General features: G+C 73.1%; 15 protein-coding genes and 1 pseudogene. 5 read left to right on the forward strand and 11 right to left on the reverse strand.

What is annotated here, in order from left to right:
• The first annotated feature begins 93 nt into the window (after nucleotides 1-93).
• The 3 genes from ACIBO1_RS06795 to hisC are packed head-to-tail and all read left to right on the forward strand — an operon-like array spanning nucleotide 94 to nucleotide 2769.
• Nucleotides 94-639 (forward strand): RDD family protein, encoded by a 546-nt coding sequence (locus ACIBO1_RS06795; RefSeq protein WP_396742101.1) that lies wholly within the window; start codon nucleotides 94-96, stop codon nucleotides 637-639.
• A 22-nt stretch (nucleotides 640-661) separates the two neighbouring features.
• Entirely contained in the window at nucleotides 662-1672 is a 1011-nt protein-coding gene (locus tag ACIBO1_RS06800; protein ID WP_396742103.1) for an RDD family protein, read from the forward strand.
• Nucleotides 1669-2769, forward strand: a complete 1101-nt coding sequence (gene hisC, locus ACIBO1_RS06805; RefSeq protein ID WP_396742105.1) for a histidinol-phosphate transaminase — start codon at nucleotides 1669-1671, stop codon at nucleotides 2767-2769. Before ACIBO1_RS06800 ends, hisC begins: the two co-directional genes overlap by 4 nt.
• 106 nt (nucleotides 2770-2875) lie before the next feature.
• On the opposite strand, the gene ACIBO1_RS06810 is transcribed toward hisC, so the two are convergent.
• From ACIBO1_RS06810 to ACIBO1_RS06825, 4 genes are all read right to left on the reverse strand, one after another.
• Complete coding sequence (locus tag ACIBO1_RS06810) at nucleotides 2876-4135, reverse strand: PQQ-binding-like beta-propeller repeat protein (RefSeq protein ID WP_396742107.1); 1260 nt, start codon at nucleotides 4133-4135, stop codon at nucleotides 2876-2878.
• 160 nt (nucleotides 4136-4295) lie between these two features.
• The gene (locus ACIBO1_RS06815; RefSeq protein WP_396742109.1) at nucleotides 4296-4505 is read right to left on the reverse strand and encodes a DUF397 domain-containing protein; all 210 of its coding nucleotides are present in this window, start codon (nucleotides 4503-4505) and stop codon (nucleotides 4296-4298) included.
• Between the two features lie 170 nt (nucleotides 4506-4675).
• On the reverse strand, nucleotides 4676-5872 hold the full coding sequence (gene fahA / locus ACIBO1_RS06820; RefSeq protein ID WP_396742111.1) for a fumarylacetoacetase: 1197 nt from the start codon (nucleotides 5870-5872) through the stop codon (nucleotides 4676-4678).
• Nucleotides 5873-5903: 31 nt separating this feature from the next.
• Nucleotides 5904-6764, reverse strand: a complete 861-nt coding sequence (locus tag ACIBO1_RS06825; protein WP_396742113.1) for a hypothetical protein — start codon at nucleotides 6762-6764, stop codon at nucleotides 5904-5906.
• Between the two features lie 78 nt (nucleotides 6765-6842).
• Here ACIBO1_RS06825 and ACIBO1_RS06830 point away from each other — a divergent pair, with 78 nt between their 5' ends.
• Complete coding sequence (locus ACIBO1_RS06830) at nucleotides 6843-8009, forward strand: homogentisate 1,2-dioxygenase (protein WP_396742115.1); 1167 nt, start codon at nucleotides 6843-6845, stop codon at nucleotides 8007-8009.
• Between the two features lie 814 nt (nucleotides 8010-8823).
• Here ACIBO1_RS06830 and ACIBO1_RS06835 read toward each other — a convergent pair.
• From ACIBO1_RS06835 to ACIBO1_RS06850, 4 genes and pseudogenes are all read right to left on the reverse strand, one after another.
• A pseudogene (locus ACIBO1_RS06835) lies at nucleotides 8824-9498 on the reverse strand (tetratricopeptide repeat protein); the annotation flags it as partial.
• A gap of 9 nt (nucleotides 9499-9507) precedes the next feature.
• Nucleotides 9508-9987 (reverse strand): 2-C-methyl-D-erythritol 2,4-cyclodiphosphate synthase, encoded by a 480-nt coding sequence (ispF, locus tag ACIBO1_RS06840; protein WP_131057666.1) that lies wholly within the window; start codon nucleotides 9985-9987, stop codon nucleotides 9508-9510.
• 67 nt (nucleotides 9988-10054) lie between these two features.
• Nucleotides 10055-10750: a 2-C-methyl-D-erythritol 4-phosphate cytidylyltransferase gene (ispD, locus tag ACIBO1_RS06845; RefSeq protein WP_396742118.1), complete on the reverse strand. Its 696-nt coding sequence runs from the start codon at nucleotides 10748-10750 to the stop codon at nucleotides 10055-10057.
• A 56-nt stretch (nucleotides 10751-10806) separates the two neighbouring features.
• The gene (locus tag ACIBO1_RS06850) at nucleotides 10807-11292 is read right to left on the reverse strand and encodes a CarD family transcriptional regulator (protein WP_007073334.1); all 486 of its coding nucleotides are present in this window, start codon (nucleotides 11290-11292) and stop codon (nucleotides 10807-10809) included.
• 395 nt (nucleotides 11293-11687) lie between these two features.
• Here ACIBO1_RS06850 and ACIBO1_RS06855 point away from each other — a divergent pair, with 395 nt between their 5' ends.
• A complete protein-coding gene (locus tag ACIBO1_RS06855; RefSeq protein WP_396742120.1) occupies nucleotides 11688-12365 on the forward strand; it encodes a hypothetical protein in 678 nt (225 codons plus the stop codon).
• A gap of 106 nt (nucleotides 12366-12471) precedes the next feature.
• On the opposite strand, the gene ACIBO1_RS06860 is transcribed toward ACIBO1_RS06855, so the two are convergent.
• Genes ACIBO1_RS06860 through ACIBO1_RS06870 form a run of 3 tightly spaced genes read right to left on the reverse strand, consistent with a single transcriptional unit; the run spans nucleotide 12472 to nucleotide 14875 of the window.
• Nucleotides 12472-13167 (reverse strand): hypothetical protein, encoded by a 696-nt coding sequence (locus ACIBO1_RS06860; RefSeq protein ID WP_396742122.1) that lies wholly within the window; start codon nucleotides 13165-13167, stop codon nucleotides 12472-12474.
• Nucleotides 13168-13194: 27 nt separating this feature from the next.
• Complete coding sequence (locus tag ACIBO1_RS06865) at nucleotides 13195-13800, reverse strand: hypothetical protein (RefSeq protein WP_396742124.1); 606 nt, start codon at nucleotides 13798-13800, stop codon at nucleotides 13195-13197.
• Nucleotides 13801-13825: 25 nt separating this feature from the next.
• Nucleotides 13826-14875: a type III polyketide synthase gene (locus ACIBO1_RS06870; protein ID WP_396742126.1), complete on the reverse strand. Its 1050-nt coding sequence runs from the start codon at nucleotides 14873-14875 to the stop codon at nucleotides 13826-13828.
• Nucleotides 14876-14881: the final 6 nt, after the last annotated feature.

Here is a 14881-nt window from a genome sequence, read left to right on the forward strand (position 1 = left end):
GGGTGGTCGGGTCCGCCTGGACCGCAGCAGCCGCCGGGCGCGGGCTGGTCGGGTCCGCACGGACAACCGCCGCCGCCGGGCTGGGCGCCGGGCGTGGTGCCACCGGTACTCGGGCCGGGCGGGCAACCGCTGGCCGGTTTCGGCGACCGGCTGGTCGCGTACCTGATCGACGCGCTGATCGCCGGTGCGGTGCTGATGGTGCTGTTCGTGCCGGCCTTCCTCTTCGTCTGGTTCCGGATGCTCAGCACGTTGACCCGGACCAACCCGGACGGCACCCTGGTCGAGCCGGATCCGGGGACCATGGTCACCGACTTCCTGCTGCCGTTCCTGCTGCTCCAGGCCGGTCTCTTCGTGGCGATGTTCGGGCTGTACTGGGTCTACCACGTGGAGTACCTGATCCGGAACGGCGGGCAGAGCGTCGGCAAGCGGGTGATGAACCTGCGGGTGGTGATGCTCGACCCGACGCACACCCTGGACCGCCGGGCGGCCGGCAAGCGGTACCTCGTGCAGTTCGTCGGCGGGTCCCTGGTGCCGGGTGGCAGTTACATCGACGGGCTCTGGCAGTTGTGGGACAAGCCCTGGCAGCAGTGCCTCCACGACAAGTTCGCCGGGACCGTCGTCGTTAAGGTGTCGAGGTGAACGAGCGCAGCGAGGCCGCGACGTGAGCGTGGCACCCGGTTGGTACGTCGACCCCGCCGACCCCGAGACCCGCAGGTACTGGGACGGTGAGGGTTGGATCGGCGCGCCCATCCCGGTGGACGCCACCCCACCCGAGGGCCCACCCCCACCGGAACCCGAGCCGACGCCCGAACCCGAGCCGGCGACCCCGGCCGCCGGGGCCGCCGCGCCGACCGGCACGCCCACCGAGCCGGGCCCGCCGACCACCTGGCCCGGCCAGCCCACCGGCACTCCCGGCCAGCCCACCACCTGGCCCGGCCAGCCCGGCGGCACGCCCGGACCACCGCCGGGCCAACTCGGCGGCCACCCCGGACAGCACGGCGGCCACCCCGGACAGCAGCCGGGCTGGCCACCCGGTTCGGGGCCGCCGCCGGGTTGGCCGTATCCGACCTGGCCCGGTCAGCCACCTCCGCCCCGGCCGCACGGGCTGCCGCTGGCCTCGTTCGGTGCCCGCTTCGGCGCCCGGCTGATCGACTTCGGCATCGTCTTCCTGCTCAACGTGTTCGTCAACGGGATCTTCGTCTATTGGCTGGTGCAGGAGTACGCCACACCGCTCAACGAGTTCTGGCGGCGGGTGGAGGCGCAGGACCGCACCACCGACCCGCTGCCCCCGGCGGGTGACCAGGCCGGCTCGCTGGTGGTGGTGATCCTGCTGCTCGCCACCGCGCTGTGGTTGGCGTACGAGGTCCCGGCCATGGCGGCCAACGGACAGACCTTCGGCAAGCGGCTGCTCCGGGTCAAGGCGGTGCCGGTCGAGGCCGACGCGCCGCTGGGCTTCGCTCGGGCCCTGCGCCGGTGGAACACCCTCGGCCTGCCCACCCTGCTCTGGTACTGCTGCGGCCTCGGCCTGCTGCTCCAGTTGATCGACGCGCTCTCGCCGCTCTTCGACCATCCGCTACGGCAGGCCCTGCACGACAAGCGGGCACAGACCGTGGTGGTCCAGCTTCCCCGCACCCCTGACGACCGTGCAGACACATCGGGAGACACCCCATGACCGACACCGGACGACGGCCGACACCCCGGCTGACCCGCGCCGACCTGGACGCACTGCCCAACTACGTACCCGGACGCAGCCCGGCCGACCTGGCCCGCGAGCTGGGTCTACCCGAGGCCATCAAGCTGGCCAGCAACGAGGTGCCGTACGGCCCGCTCCCCGGGGTCGTGGAGGCGGTCGCCGAGGCGGTCGCCGGTGTGCACCGCTACCCGGACATGGGCGTCGTCGCGCTGCGTCAGGCACTGGCCGACCGGTACGACGTGGACCCGGATCGCATCGCGACCGGCTGCGGCTCGGTGGCGCTGGCCGAGCACCTGGTTCGGACCACCTGCCTGCCCGGTGACGAGCTGGTCTACTCGTGGCGGTCGTTCGAGGCGTACCCGATCATCGCGGCGACCAGCGGCGCGACCAGCGTGCAGGTGCCCAACGAGGCCGGGCACGGGCACGACCTGTCCGCGATGGCCACGGCGGTGACCGACCGGACGCGGATGATCCTGGTCTGCAACCCGAACAACCCGACCGGCACCGCGGTACGCCGGGCCGAGCTGGACCGCTTCCTGGACGCGGTGCCGGACGACGTGCTGGTGGTCATCGACGAGGCGTACCGGGAGTTCGTCACCGACCCGGAGGTGCCGGACGGGCTGACCTATGCCGACCGGCCGAACGTGGCGGTGCTGCGCACCCTGTCCAAGGCGTGGGGCCTGGCCGGTCTGCGGATCGGCTTCCTCGTCGCACAGCCGCAGGTGGCGGCGGCGGTCCGCAAGGTCGTCACGCCGTTCTCGACGAGCATGGCGGCGCAGGCGGGCGCGCTGGCCGCGTTGGCCCAGGCGGACGAGGTGCAGCGGCGGTGCGCGCTGGTGGTGGCCGAGCGGGACCGGGTCACCGAGGCGCTGCGCAAGCTCGTCCCGGACGTGCCCACCAGCCAGGCGAACTTCGTCTGGCTGCCGTTGGGCGACCAGGCGCTGGCGTTCGGCAAGGCCTGCGAGTCGCGGGGCGTGATCGTCCGGCCGTTCGCGGGCGACGGGGTGCGGGTGACCATCGGTACGCCGGAGGAGAACGACGCCTTCCTGGCCGCCGCCGAGTCCGCGCTGGGCTGAGCCACGAGCGGTGCCGGGCCGATCCGCCATCCCCCAGCGGACCGGCCCGGAAGCCCACCGAGAGCATACGTAACTTTTGTCCGATTTGCCCGAGACTCGCTAGCTCCTAGGTCGCCGCCAGCACCAGCGGCTCCGAGGTGAGGAAGTAGCGCTGGTCGTCGGCGTCCGATGCGGACGGCTGCCGGAGCCGCTCCACCGCCAGGTAGCCACCGCTCGCGTACGCCGCCCCGGGCGTCCAGCCCACCCCGTCGGCCCCCACGTTCAGCACGAAGCGGGACCGCTCGGCTCCGGTGGCCGGGTCGACGGTGATCAGGTCGTTCGTCTCGGTGATCAGGTGCACCCGGTCGGGTTGGACCGCCACGATCCGGACCGGCCCGAGGTCGGTACGCCGCCAGACCTCCTCGCCGCCCTCGCCGTCACGGGCGGACCGTCCGGTGACCGCGCCGTCCGCCGCCCGGACGACCCACTCGCCGGTCAACTCGGCATCGGCCGGATCGAGTGCGGGTGCGGCCACCGGGCCGTCGGCGGCCAGCAGCCAGCCTCGCCCCTCGTCGTCGCCGGGGCCGGTGACACGTAGACCACCGCAGCGCACGCCCTCGGTGAGGCACCCGACCGGCGTCACGCTCCACTCGGCGGCGGCACCCGGCGGCTCCCACCGGTCCACCGGCTCACCGCTGCGCAGGTCGCGGAACTCGACCACCGCCGGACCACCGCACCGGTCCAGCGAGGCGAATCGGCCGGTCGAGGTGGTGCCGACGTCGGTGCGGCAAGCGCCGTCCACCTCCGTCGACCAGAGTTGCCGGCCGTCGTCGAACGCGAAGGCGGCGAGTCGCTGCGGCCCGGACACCACGAGCGTCGGCGAGTCGCCGGCTTCGGCGTGGAACAGGCCCGCCGGGCTCCAGACCGCACCGGCGCCGGTGCGGCGCGCGGTCCACCCCTGCGCGGGTGCCGGGCCGTCGACCTGCCAGGCCACCTGTCCGGTACGCGCGTCCAGCGCCACCAGCTTCCCGTCCGACCAGTGACTCACCACCGTGGTTCCGGTCGCGACGACCCCGCTCACCTCGGCGGGCCAGCGCCGGTACGACCAGTACGGCGTGCCCCGGTGCCGGGCGTCCACCGGCCCGTCGGCGTATACCTGACGCTGTGCCGCGTACACGCGGAGGCGACCGTCGACGATCAGCGGCGCCACCGGCAGCCGGCCTACCACCCCGGCCTCCCGCTCGGCGGCGGCCGGATACTCGCCCCGCGCAGTCGTGCTGACCTCGGCCGGAGCGAGTACGCGGTACGCGGTGATCGCGGTGACCGCGACCATGACAGCCACGGACACCACCGCCACGATCCGCCGCCGGCCCGTCGTCCACCCCATCCCGCACCTCCGACCGGCACCCTATCCAGCCGGGCTGAGTGCGCCGGGGCACGGCCCCGGAGGTACGGGCGGCACGCCCACCGCTACCGGGCCGGTGCGGCACGGGAACGGCCGTGTCCCACGAGAGCGGTACGGCACTCGTGGGACACGGCCTGTGGTGTCAGCGGGTGAAGCGCCCGTTCCGGATCGCGCCGACGAACGACGTCCAGTCCGGCGGGCTGACCACGAGGACCGGCCCGGCCTGGTCCTTGGAGTCGCGTATGCCCACCACACCGTGGACACGGGCCAGGTTGTCGGCCACCTCCACACAGAGACCCTGGTCGTTCGAGCGGCTGCTGGTGCGCCAGACCGCGCCCACGAGTTCGCGCATCGTCATCTCCTCGGTTTGTGACGTGTCGCCAGCCGGGGCCGGGCCGACCGGAACGGGGGGCACCGGCCGGCCCGGCGCGTCGTGGCGACGCAATTCCGAGTCATCAACGAAGTCGGTGACGGTCCTCGATCGCACATCGCGTGCGATCAAGGAATAGTGTCGGGTTGGGGTCAGTTCGCGGGCGTGACCGTGCCGGTCACCTCACCCAACTCGATGGTGCTGCCGTCCGGTCCGGGAGCGGTCGCGGTGATGGTCACCGTGTCCCCGTCGGCGAGGAAGGTCCGCTCCGCTCCGTCCACCACGACCGGCTCGGTGCCGCCCCAGGTGAGCTCCAGGAACGAGCCGACCTGATCCCGGCGCGGGCCGGAGACGGTGCCGGAGGCGTACAGGTCGCCGGTACGCAGCGAGGCGCCGTTGACGGTCAGGTGCGCCAACTGCTGGGCCGGCGTCCAGTACATGCTGGCGAACGGCGGCTCGCTGACCGCCTCGCCGTTCCAGCGCACGGTCAGCCGCAGGTCCAGCCCCAGGCGCGACTCCTCGCGCAGGTAGTCGACCACCGGCGGGTCCTGCTCCGGGGCGGGTACGAAGGCGTCTCGCAGCGCGTCTAGCGGCGTGATCCAGGCGGCCACCGAGGTGGCGAACGACTTGCCGAGGAAGGGCCCGAGCGGCTGGTACTCCCACGCCTGGATGTCCCGAGCCGACCAGTCGTTGACCAGCACCACCCCGAAGACGTGGTCGGCGAAGTCGGCGGCGGCGACCCGGCGTCCGAGCGGGCTCGGCACGCCCACCACGAACCCGACCTCGGCCTCGATGTCCAGGCGCGCGGACGGGCCGTAGACCGGCCCCTGCGGACCGGGCCGCTGGCCGTGCGGGCGTACCACCGGGGTGCCGGAGACCACCACCGTGCCGGCCCGGCCGTGGTAGCCGATCGGCAGGTGCTTCCAGTTCGGCAGCAGCGGCGGCTGGCCCGGCCGGAAGATCAGCCCGACGTTCGAGGCGTGGTGCTCCGAGGAATAGAAGTCGACGTAGTCGGCCACCTCGAAGGGCAGCTCCATCGTCACCTCGGCCACCGGCACCAGCAGCGGCTCGACCGCCGCACGGTGGGTCTCCTCGGTGAGCAGCTCGGTGATCCGCTGTCGGGCGGTGGTCCACTGCGGGCGGCCCAGCGCCAGGAACGCGTTCAGCGTGGACTGCCGCAGCGCGCCGCCGGCCAGCACCAGGCCGGCCTCCTCCGCGCCCGCCAGGTCCAGCACGAGGTCCCCGACGCGTACGCCGATCCGGGGCTCGCCGGAGCCCACCCGGAACACCCCGTACGGCAGGTGGTGCAGCCCGTACCCGGAACCCTCGGCACCCGTCACCCAGCTCACGCCGACCCTCCGTTCCACCGTGCCCACTCGCTCATCCCTCGAATCCTCCGTTCACCAGCCCGAGCCGGATCAGGTCGGTCAGTGGTTCGGTAATGCTGCACGAGCCGAAGCCCACCCAGAGCGGGCGCGCCGAGTCGCGTCGCCCCTCGGTGCCCTGGACCAGCGGGCGCTCGTCGCGCACGGTGAGCAGTTCGGCGACGGCGTCCACCCCGGCGCCGTCGGCGGCGGCCAGCGTGGCGGCCAGCACGTTGCCGAAACCGTGGTGGGTGAATCCGGTCTCCGGATCCACCTGCCGCACCGCGTGGTGCAGCCCGGCGGTCAGCTTGAACGGCAGCCGTCGGTCCCGGCACGCGCAGATCACCGCGGCCAGCTCGGCGGGGGTGGGGAACAGCTCGGCGGCCAGCCCGCCGGTGCGGAACTTCGCGGCGACCGGCAGTCCAGCGGCCCGCGCCTCGGCCAGCGCGTCCAGCGCCCCCATCAGCCCGAAGGTCAGCGGGATCTCGGCGTAGACGGGTACGCCGTCCAGCCGTTCGGTCAGCGTCACCAGCTCGGCCAGGCCGGGCTGCGGGTCCTCGCCGCGCCGGGCGACGGGCGCCTCGACCTGCCGGGCGGTCACGCCGAGCGGAGGCAGGCACGACAGCGCAAGCGGCAGGTGGTCGAGACCGGTGTCGCCGATCAACCCGATGGCGAGGCCGGGATCGACCAGGCCGTCCAACTCGCCTGCCGTCACGGTCGAGGCCGGCAGCAGCAGCGGGCCGACGAGGTCGGCGTACCAGGCGGCGCGGTGCTGCCGGTGGGCGGCGAGGGCATCGGGCAGCGACGCGCTGCCCGGCGGGAAGACGGCGGCGTCGTCGACCAGTCCGGTGACGAGCGCGGGCAGCTGCGTTGACACGAGACAAGAATGTACGGGACGCTCTAAGAAGCGGACAACAGCGTCCGATTATCGGACGCGCTGGTGACGGGAGGCGAGATGCCGTACTACCGCAGCGTCGGCGAGGTGCCACGGAAGCGCCACACCCAGTTCCGGCAGCCCGACGGCAGTCTCTACACCGAGGAGCTGATGGGCCAGGAGGGCTTCTCCTCCGACTCGTCCCTGCTCTACCACCGGTACGCGCCGACCGCGATCGTCGCCGCCGAGGAGTTCACCCCACCGGCGGTGACCCGGGCGCCCAACCTGCCGCTCAAGCCCCGGCACCTGCGGACCCACAAGCTCGACGGCACCGGGGCGGACCCGGTCCTCGGTCGGCGCTACCTGCTCGCCAACGACGACGTCCGGATCGCGTACGTGCTGGCCGACCGGCCCTCCCCGCTCTTCCGCGACGCCACCGGCGACCACTGCCTGTACGTCGAGTCCGGGGCGCTGCGGGTCGAGTCGACCTTCGGTGTGCTGGACGTGACCGCCGGCGACTACGTGATCATCCCGACCTCGACGGTGCACCGCCTGGTGCCGACCGGTGACACGCCGACCCGGTTGCTCGCCGTCGAGGCGTCCGGTCACATCGGCCCGCCCAAGCGCTACCTCTCCGTACGCGGGCAGTTCCTGGAGCACTCGCCGTACTGCGAGCGCGACGTCCGGGGACCGGACACGCCGCTGCTGGTCGACGGCACCGACGTGGACGTGCTGGTCCGTCACCGTCGCGGGTGGACCCGCCACGTCTTCGCCAACCACCCGTTCGACGTGGTCGGCTGGGACGGGCACATGTACCCGTGGGCGTTCTCCATCCACGACTTCGAGCCGATCACCGGCCGGATCCACCAGCCGCCACCGGTGCACCAGACCTTCCAGGGGCCGAACTTCGTGATCTGCTCGTTCGTCCCGCGCAAGGTCGACTACCACCCGGGCGCCATCCCGGTGCCGTACCACCACCACAACGTCGACTCCGACGAGATGCTCTTCTACACCGGCGGCAACTACGAGGCCCGGCGCGGCTCCGGCATCGAGCAGGGATCCATCTCGCTGCACCCGTCCGGCTTCACGCACGGTCCCCAGCCCGGCGCGGCCGAGCGCTCCGTCGGCGTGGACTTCTTCGACGAATTGGCGGTCATGGTCGACACCTTCCGGCCACTCGACCTGTGCGACGCGGCGAGCGAATGCGAGGACGAGGCGTACGCCTGGACCTGGGCACGCCGGCCCTGAACCAGGCGCGTCACCCGGCCGGTCAGGCGACCGGTCGGGTGATGATCGCGAGCTGCGCGGCCATCGCCACCCCGATCGCCAGCACCAGCGGCCACGGGGTGCCCAGCAGGGCGTAGAGCAGGATCAGCACCGGCGCCACGCAGGCCCCGTAGACGGCGAAAGCGAGCGTCCGGTCGGTACGCCGCAGCACCGGCAGCACGGTCCGGGTCAGGCCGGGCAGCCGCGACGCCTGCCGCCACACCACGAAGCCGCCGCCGGCTGCGGCCAGCAGCGCCATCATGCGGGAGAAGCCGGGCCCGGTGGCGGCCGAACAGGCGACCATCACGGCGGCGATCACCGACCAGCCGGCGCCCCAGACGACGAGCTGCCGCAACGCCGCCGGCACGGTACGGTCGGCGACCGGACCGGCCGGACCCGCGTCGCCCGGCGCGGCGAAGGGATCACCCTGGTACCCGCCGGCCGACCCGCTCTCGGACGGCCAGGTCGGCGGCTCGTCCCGCCCGTCGGCGGACCGACCAGCGCCCGCCCCGGCCTGGCTCGTGCCACCCTGGTCCGATCCACCCAGCGGCCAGCCGGCCCCGCTCTGACCGCCCGACTGGCCCGTTTCCGGCCCGCTCGTGCCGTCCGGTCGACCCGTCCCGCTCTGACCCGCCGTGGGCCAGCTCAGGCCGCCGCTGGGCCAACTCGGGCCGCTCTGACCCGCCGTCGGCCCGCCCGACCCACTCTGACCCGGTCTCGGCCCGTCCGAGGTGTCGTTCCGGCTCTGGTCGAGACCGCTCAGGTCGTCCGGGACGGTGTCCGGCCGGTTCGGGTCGGTCCGCGCCCCGTCCCGGCGGCCCGAATCGGGCGGCAGGCTGGCCACCGCCGCCTCCGCGAGCTGCTCCAGAGTCGCGCTCCACCGGCGCTGCTCCAACCGCAGCACACCGACGTCCTCGCTCACCTCGGCCAGCCGTGGGTCCAGCCGCAGCGCCTCCCGGTAGGCGCGCTCGGCCAGGTCGTACATCTGCATGTTGGCCGCCACCAGGCCGAGCACCAGATGTGCCTGCGGCTCCTCGGGCGCCAGCTCCACCCCGTGCCAGGCCGCGTTCAGCGCCGGCTGTCCGTTGCGGGAGCCGGCCAGGATCGCCGCCGCGCTGCGCTGCGCGTACGCGTCCTCCGGCCCCAGCGCCATGATCTCGTCGGCGGTACGGGCGGCGTCTGCGTACCGTTCCAGGTCGCCCAGGGCCAGGCCCCGCACGACGAGTGGGGCGAGCTGCCCCGGCGCGGCTGCCACGGCGGTCTCGGCGGCGGTGAGCGCCTCGGCCGGGCGGCCGGCGGCCAGGTGCACCCGGGCCAGCATCGTCGACACGTCGACGGCGGCGGGGTCGAGGGCGAGCGCGAAGCCCAGCTCGGCGGCGGCCTCGTCGTAGCGGCCCAGCTCGCCGAGGAGGGTGGCGCGCTCCAGGTAGCCGTCGGCAGCGGGCGGATCGGTGGGGACGTCGGCGGACATCGCGCGAGCCTAGCTCGCCTGCTCGTGGACCAGGGCCACCGCGATCCCGGCGAGCCCCTCACCGCGCCCGGTGAAGCCCAGCCCGTCGGTGGTGGCGGCGGAGACGGTGACCGGTGCGCCGACCGCCTCGGAGAGCACCCGCTCGGCCTCCGCGCGACGCGGGCCGATCTTCGGGCGTACGCCCACGACCTGCACCGACACGTTGCCGATGGCGAAACCGGCGGCCCGCACCCGACGGGCCGACTCGGTGAGCAGCGCCACGCCGCTGGCGCCCGCCCACTCGGGCTGGTCCACTCCGAAGTTGGCGCCCAGGTCGCCGAGGCCGGCGGCGGAGAGCAGCGCGTTGCAGGCGGCGTGGGCGGCGACGTCCGCGTCCGAGTGCCCGGCCAGGCCGTCCTGGTCGGGCCAGTGCAGACCGGCCACCCAGCAGGGCCGACCGGCCTCGAAGGCGTGCACGTCGGTGCCGATGGCCACCCGAGGAACGATCATGAACCGAGGGTACGCGCTAGGGCCTGTGTCGAAGTCCTCGGTCGAGCCGAGGACTTCGACACAGGCCCTAGGCGTCGAGGGAGAGCAGGTGCTCGGCCAGCGCTAGGTCGAACGGCCGAGTGATCTTCAGGGCGTGGTCCGACCCGGGTACGCAGTACACCGGTACGCCCTGCTTCTCGACCAGCCCGGCGTCGTCGGTGAGCGGGTCACCGGCGGCGGCGTGCGCGGCGGCCAGCACCGCCCGACGAAAGCCCTGCGGCGTCTGCACGGCCCGCAACGCGGCCCGGTCGACGGTCCCGAGCACCACCTCGCCCGCGTCGACCTCCTTGATCGTGTCGACCACCGGCAGCACGGGGATCACCGCGTCGTGCCCGTCCCGCACTGCGGCGGCCACCGACTCCACCAGCTCCGACGGGGTCAACGCACGGGCCGCGTCGTGCACCAGGACGATCTCGGGGCCCTCCGGTACGGCGGCCAGCGCGGCGGCGACCGACGCCTGCCGCTCCGCCCCGCCCGGCACCACCGTGACCGGTGCGACCGGGGCGAGCAGTTCGCGTACCGCCGAGACGTCGGCGACCGGGGCGGCCACCACGATGGTGTGCACCGACGCGGCGGCGGCGAGCCGACGGACCGCGTGCACCAGCAGCGGCTCGCCGGCCAGCAGTCGGAGTGCCTTCGGACGGCCGGGCCCCAGGCGTACGCCGGCACCGGCCGCAGGCACGAGGACCGCGACGTCACCGCGCGGATTAAGCTGCGCGGTCACGTCGCGGTCCTCGATGGTTTCTTCGCTACGAAGTGGGTACGACGATGCTGTGCGGACTAGGCCTCGGTCAGCACCTTGTCGAGCAGCGTCTCCGCCTCGTCCTTGGTGCTCTTCTCGGCCAGCGCGACCTCGCCGACGAGAATGTCGCGAGCCTTGGCGAGCATCCGCTTCTCGCCTGCGGACAACCCGCGCTCCCGCTCCCGGCGCCACAGGTCACGCACGACCTCGGCCACCTTCAGCGGGTTACCGGAGGCCAGCTTCTCCAGATTTGCCTTGTAACGCCGCGACCAGTTGGTCGGCTCCTCGGTGTGCGGAGCCCGGAGAACGTCGAACACCTTGCCGAGACCCTCTTCGCCGACCACCTCGCGCACACCCACGATCTCGGCGTTCTCAGCGGGCACCCGGACCGTCAGGTCACCCTGCGCGACCCTCAGGACGAGGTACTGCTTGGGCTCGCCCTTGATGACCCGAGTCTCGATTGCCTCGATGAGTGCGGCCCCGTGGTGGGGGTAAACAACGGTCTCGCCGACACTGAAAACCATAGGTTCGAAACCCCTTTCGCTGTGTCTAGGGTAACACGCTCAGGCACCGATGTCTCACCGCTGTCCTGACCGTTGGCGCAGCTCAGGGGCCCTGTGAGAGGTATTTCTTCGGCTTGACAGACCGCCCAAACAATGATTCGACCACGCTGCGTAATCAGCAGATGACCCCCGGGCACCGCCCGGGGAAGAGCATCGAAGATCACGACTGGCATTGCACGTCAGGGCCTACGCCACCCGCCCCATGATATCCCGCCGTTGAAGAGTGTGGGCAGCGGTAGCGGGACCCGGGCCTGGTACGGGACGCTTGAGGGGTGCCCGCGTATGCACATCCGCGACGGGCGAGAGCGACCGGCGACAGGGCGGTCCCCACCGCCGGTCGCGCTGAGGAGGTGGTGATGGGCAAGGCCGACGCCGACGGTCCCGGGTTGCCCGACCTGCCGCCCGAGTGGGGCCGGGTGGTCGTCCCCGACGACGCCGCCGCCCTCGCGGACGAAGCCGAGCAGGTACGCCGCGAGCTGCGTGGCAGGGCCGCCGGAAACGCCCGCCGATGGCGTCCGTCCGCCTTGCCCGTGCTCGCGCTGCTGCTCGCGGTCGTGGCGACCGTCGCCGGCCTGGCCGCCGCCACCTGGCCCCGCGCCGGCCGCTCACCCGGTCCGACCACCGGCACCGGCGACCCGGCACCGATCCGGCTCACCGGACGACCACTGCCCGCCCTGGACCTGGTCGACGGCAGTCAGTCCCCGGTGCCGCTGCGCGCCCTGGTGCCGACCGTGGTGCTGCTGGTCGACGGGTGCGCCTGCCCGGAGCGGGTCGCCGAGGCAGCGACGGCGGCACCGGCCGGAGTGAGCGTGGTCACCGTCGCCTCCGCCCGCCCCCGGGCCGCACCGGCCGGCACCGACGTCCGCGCGCTGGCCGACCCGGCTGGTGGCCTCCGCGACTTCCTGCACCTGCCGGCCCGCCCGGACACCGTGACCGCCCTGCTCGCCGATCGCACCGGCCGGGTCGTCCTGGTCGTGCCCGAGGTCGACTCCCTCGCCGACTACCAGGCCGAACTCGCCCGCCTGGCGGGCTGACCTCGCGCCGCCGAGCCGGACCGCGAGCGCCCGGCCAGGCCCGACCCCGCCACCGCGACACCCGGCCCTTCCGGCACCGGCCGCCGGTCGGCGGGCACGACCGATCTCAGGACTGAGCGACCAGGCGGGCCACCAGCTGAGCCCGCGCCGCGTCGCCGGGATGGAACGTGACCCGCAGCCGCCCACCGGCGCCAGTGATCCCGATCGTCGACACCGCTCCCGTGCACTCGACCCTGTGTGGGTAGAGCGCCCCCCGGGCACCGTCCACGGCGACATTGACCTCGCCCGAGCCGGTGCACCTGACGAGCAGCGCCAACTGGTCGCCATCGCCGACCCGAGCCGTGCGGACCACGGGCTCGCCCGCCCGCAACGCCGACCGGTCGATCCACACCACGTTGCCGCCGCCCGCTCGCCGCCGGCCCGACTCTCCGGTCTCCGGAGCGCTGACGTCGCCGGATCCGGCCCCGGCCAGCATACGTCTCGTGCCGTCGCGGGGTTCGAGCACGAGAGAGGAACCGGCGGCCGGATCCATCCCGATCACCGCGCCGGTGGCCGGATCCAGCCAGAACGACGCCGTCGCCCCGGGCCGGACCGAGGCCGGACCGGAGCTCTGCCGGTTCCCACCGACGAACGGATCCACCGGCCACTCGATCGTCTGCGGGGAGCCGTCCGACGCCGACCGGGCACCGGTGCCGACGCTTGGTGCGGTCGCCTGCCACCATCCGCCACCGGCAACGAGCGCCACCACGCCCACACCGGCGAGCAGGGCGCCTCGGAGCCGATGGACGGGATCATCACGCATGCCGGAAAGAGTAGATGCTCGAACGGCTCAGGACGGGGCGATCAGGCGGGCCTCCAGTTGCAACGGCTCCGCACCTGCGGTGGAGAACGAGATGCGTACCGGCCCGCCGGTGCCGGTGACCTCCGTCATGGCCGCCCCACCGTCGCAGCCGATCGTGATCGGATCGGCCGCCCGCGCTCCGTCGACCGTCACCAACAGATCTCCCGGCCCGACGCACCGGAAGCGGAGGCGGAACGTCTCCCCGTACCCGATCGGGGCCTGTCGGACCACCGACGCTCCCTCGGTCAGTTTCGTCAGCTCGGTCCAGACCACATTGCGGACCTCCGCCCGCCGTAAGCTCCGATGGTCGGCACTGGACGAGGCGTCCACCGTGCCGCCGGGTGGCCCGTACCCGCCGCCGGGAGACGCCGAGACGACGCCGCCGGTTCGTGCGTCGAGTACGACACTGGTCCTGGTGCCGGGTTCCATCCGCCACGTCGTCGCCGACCTCGGGCCGTCGCCGGAAGCGATCGACGCCGGGGCACCCGGCGTCGGCTCCTGCGCCTGCCACCACCAGCCCCCGAGCACCAGCGCGACCGCACCGAGCCCGGCGAGCAGAGCGCCGCGCAGCCGGTGAACCGGATCGACGTTCATCTTTAAAGAGTAGCCGCCCGAACGGTCAGACATGACGTTCCAGCAGGACCGCGTAGAGAGTCAGACCGGGTCCGAAGGCGAGCATCACCACCCGGCGCGGTGACGGCGCGGCCCGCAGCAGACGGTCGAGGATCAGCAGCACCGTCGGGGACGAGCAGTTGCCGTGCTCGTCCAGCGTCGCCCGGGACGCCGCCAAACCGGTCAGCGGCAGCTCCAGTTCGCGCTCCACCACGTTCAGGATGCGAGGGCCGCCCGGGTGCACCGCCCAGCCGTCCACCCCGGACACCGTGGTGCCGTGCCGGGCCAACAGATCCTCCACCAGCCCGCGTACGTGGGTCGACAGCACCTGCGGCACCTTCGGCGAGAGCCCCATCCGGAAGCCGGTGTCGGTCACGTCCCACGTCATGTGATCGGCCGTGGAGGTGTCGGTGACCGAGGTGACCTCGCGTACCGCGTACCCCCGACCACCGGGGACGAGCACGGCGGCGACCGCGGCGTCCGAGAAGAGCGCGTGGGAGACGATCTGCTGGGTGTCCACCCGGGCCGAGGAGGGTTGCAGGTGCAGGCTGGTCAGCTCGGCGCAGAGCAGCAACGCCGGGCGTCCCCGGGAGACCACGAAGTCACTCGCCGCACCCAACCCGGGCAGGGCCGCGTAACAGCCCATGTGGCCGACGAACATCCGCTGCGTCGTCGGGGACATGCCCAGGTCACGAGCGAGCAGGATGTCCAGCCCCGGCGTGGCGTACCCAGTGCAGGAGCAGACCACGAAGAGACCGACGTCCCCGGCGTCCAAGCCGGCCGAGGTCAACGCGCGGCCGACCGCCTCCTTGCCCAGCGGCAACGCCTCCACCTGGTAGCGGCGCATCCGCCGCTCGGTCGGCCAGTCCGAGACGTCCTCGATCAACGGACTCACCGCCGCCTGTCGGCGGGTCACCCCCGAGTTCGCGAAGATCCGTTCGGCGAGCGCGCGGGTGCTGCCGGAATAGTGCCGGGAGAAGAACTTCTCCCAGAGTTCCTGCTGGTCGGCCGAGGGCGGATGAGCCGTACCCACACCCGCGATCACCGGTACGGTCACCGTCCC

The sequence above is a fragment of the Micromonospora sp. NPDC049903 genome, from assembly GCF_044460945.1.
In the GTDB taxonomy this organism is placed as follows: domain Bacteria; phylum Actinomycetota; class Actinomycetes; order Mycobacteriales; family Micromonosporaceae; genus Micromonospora.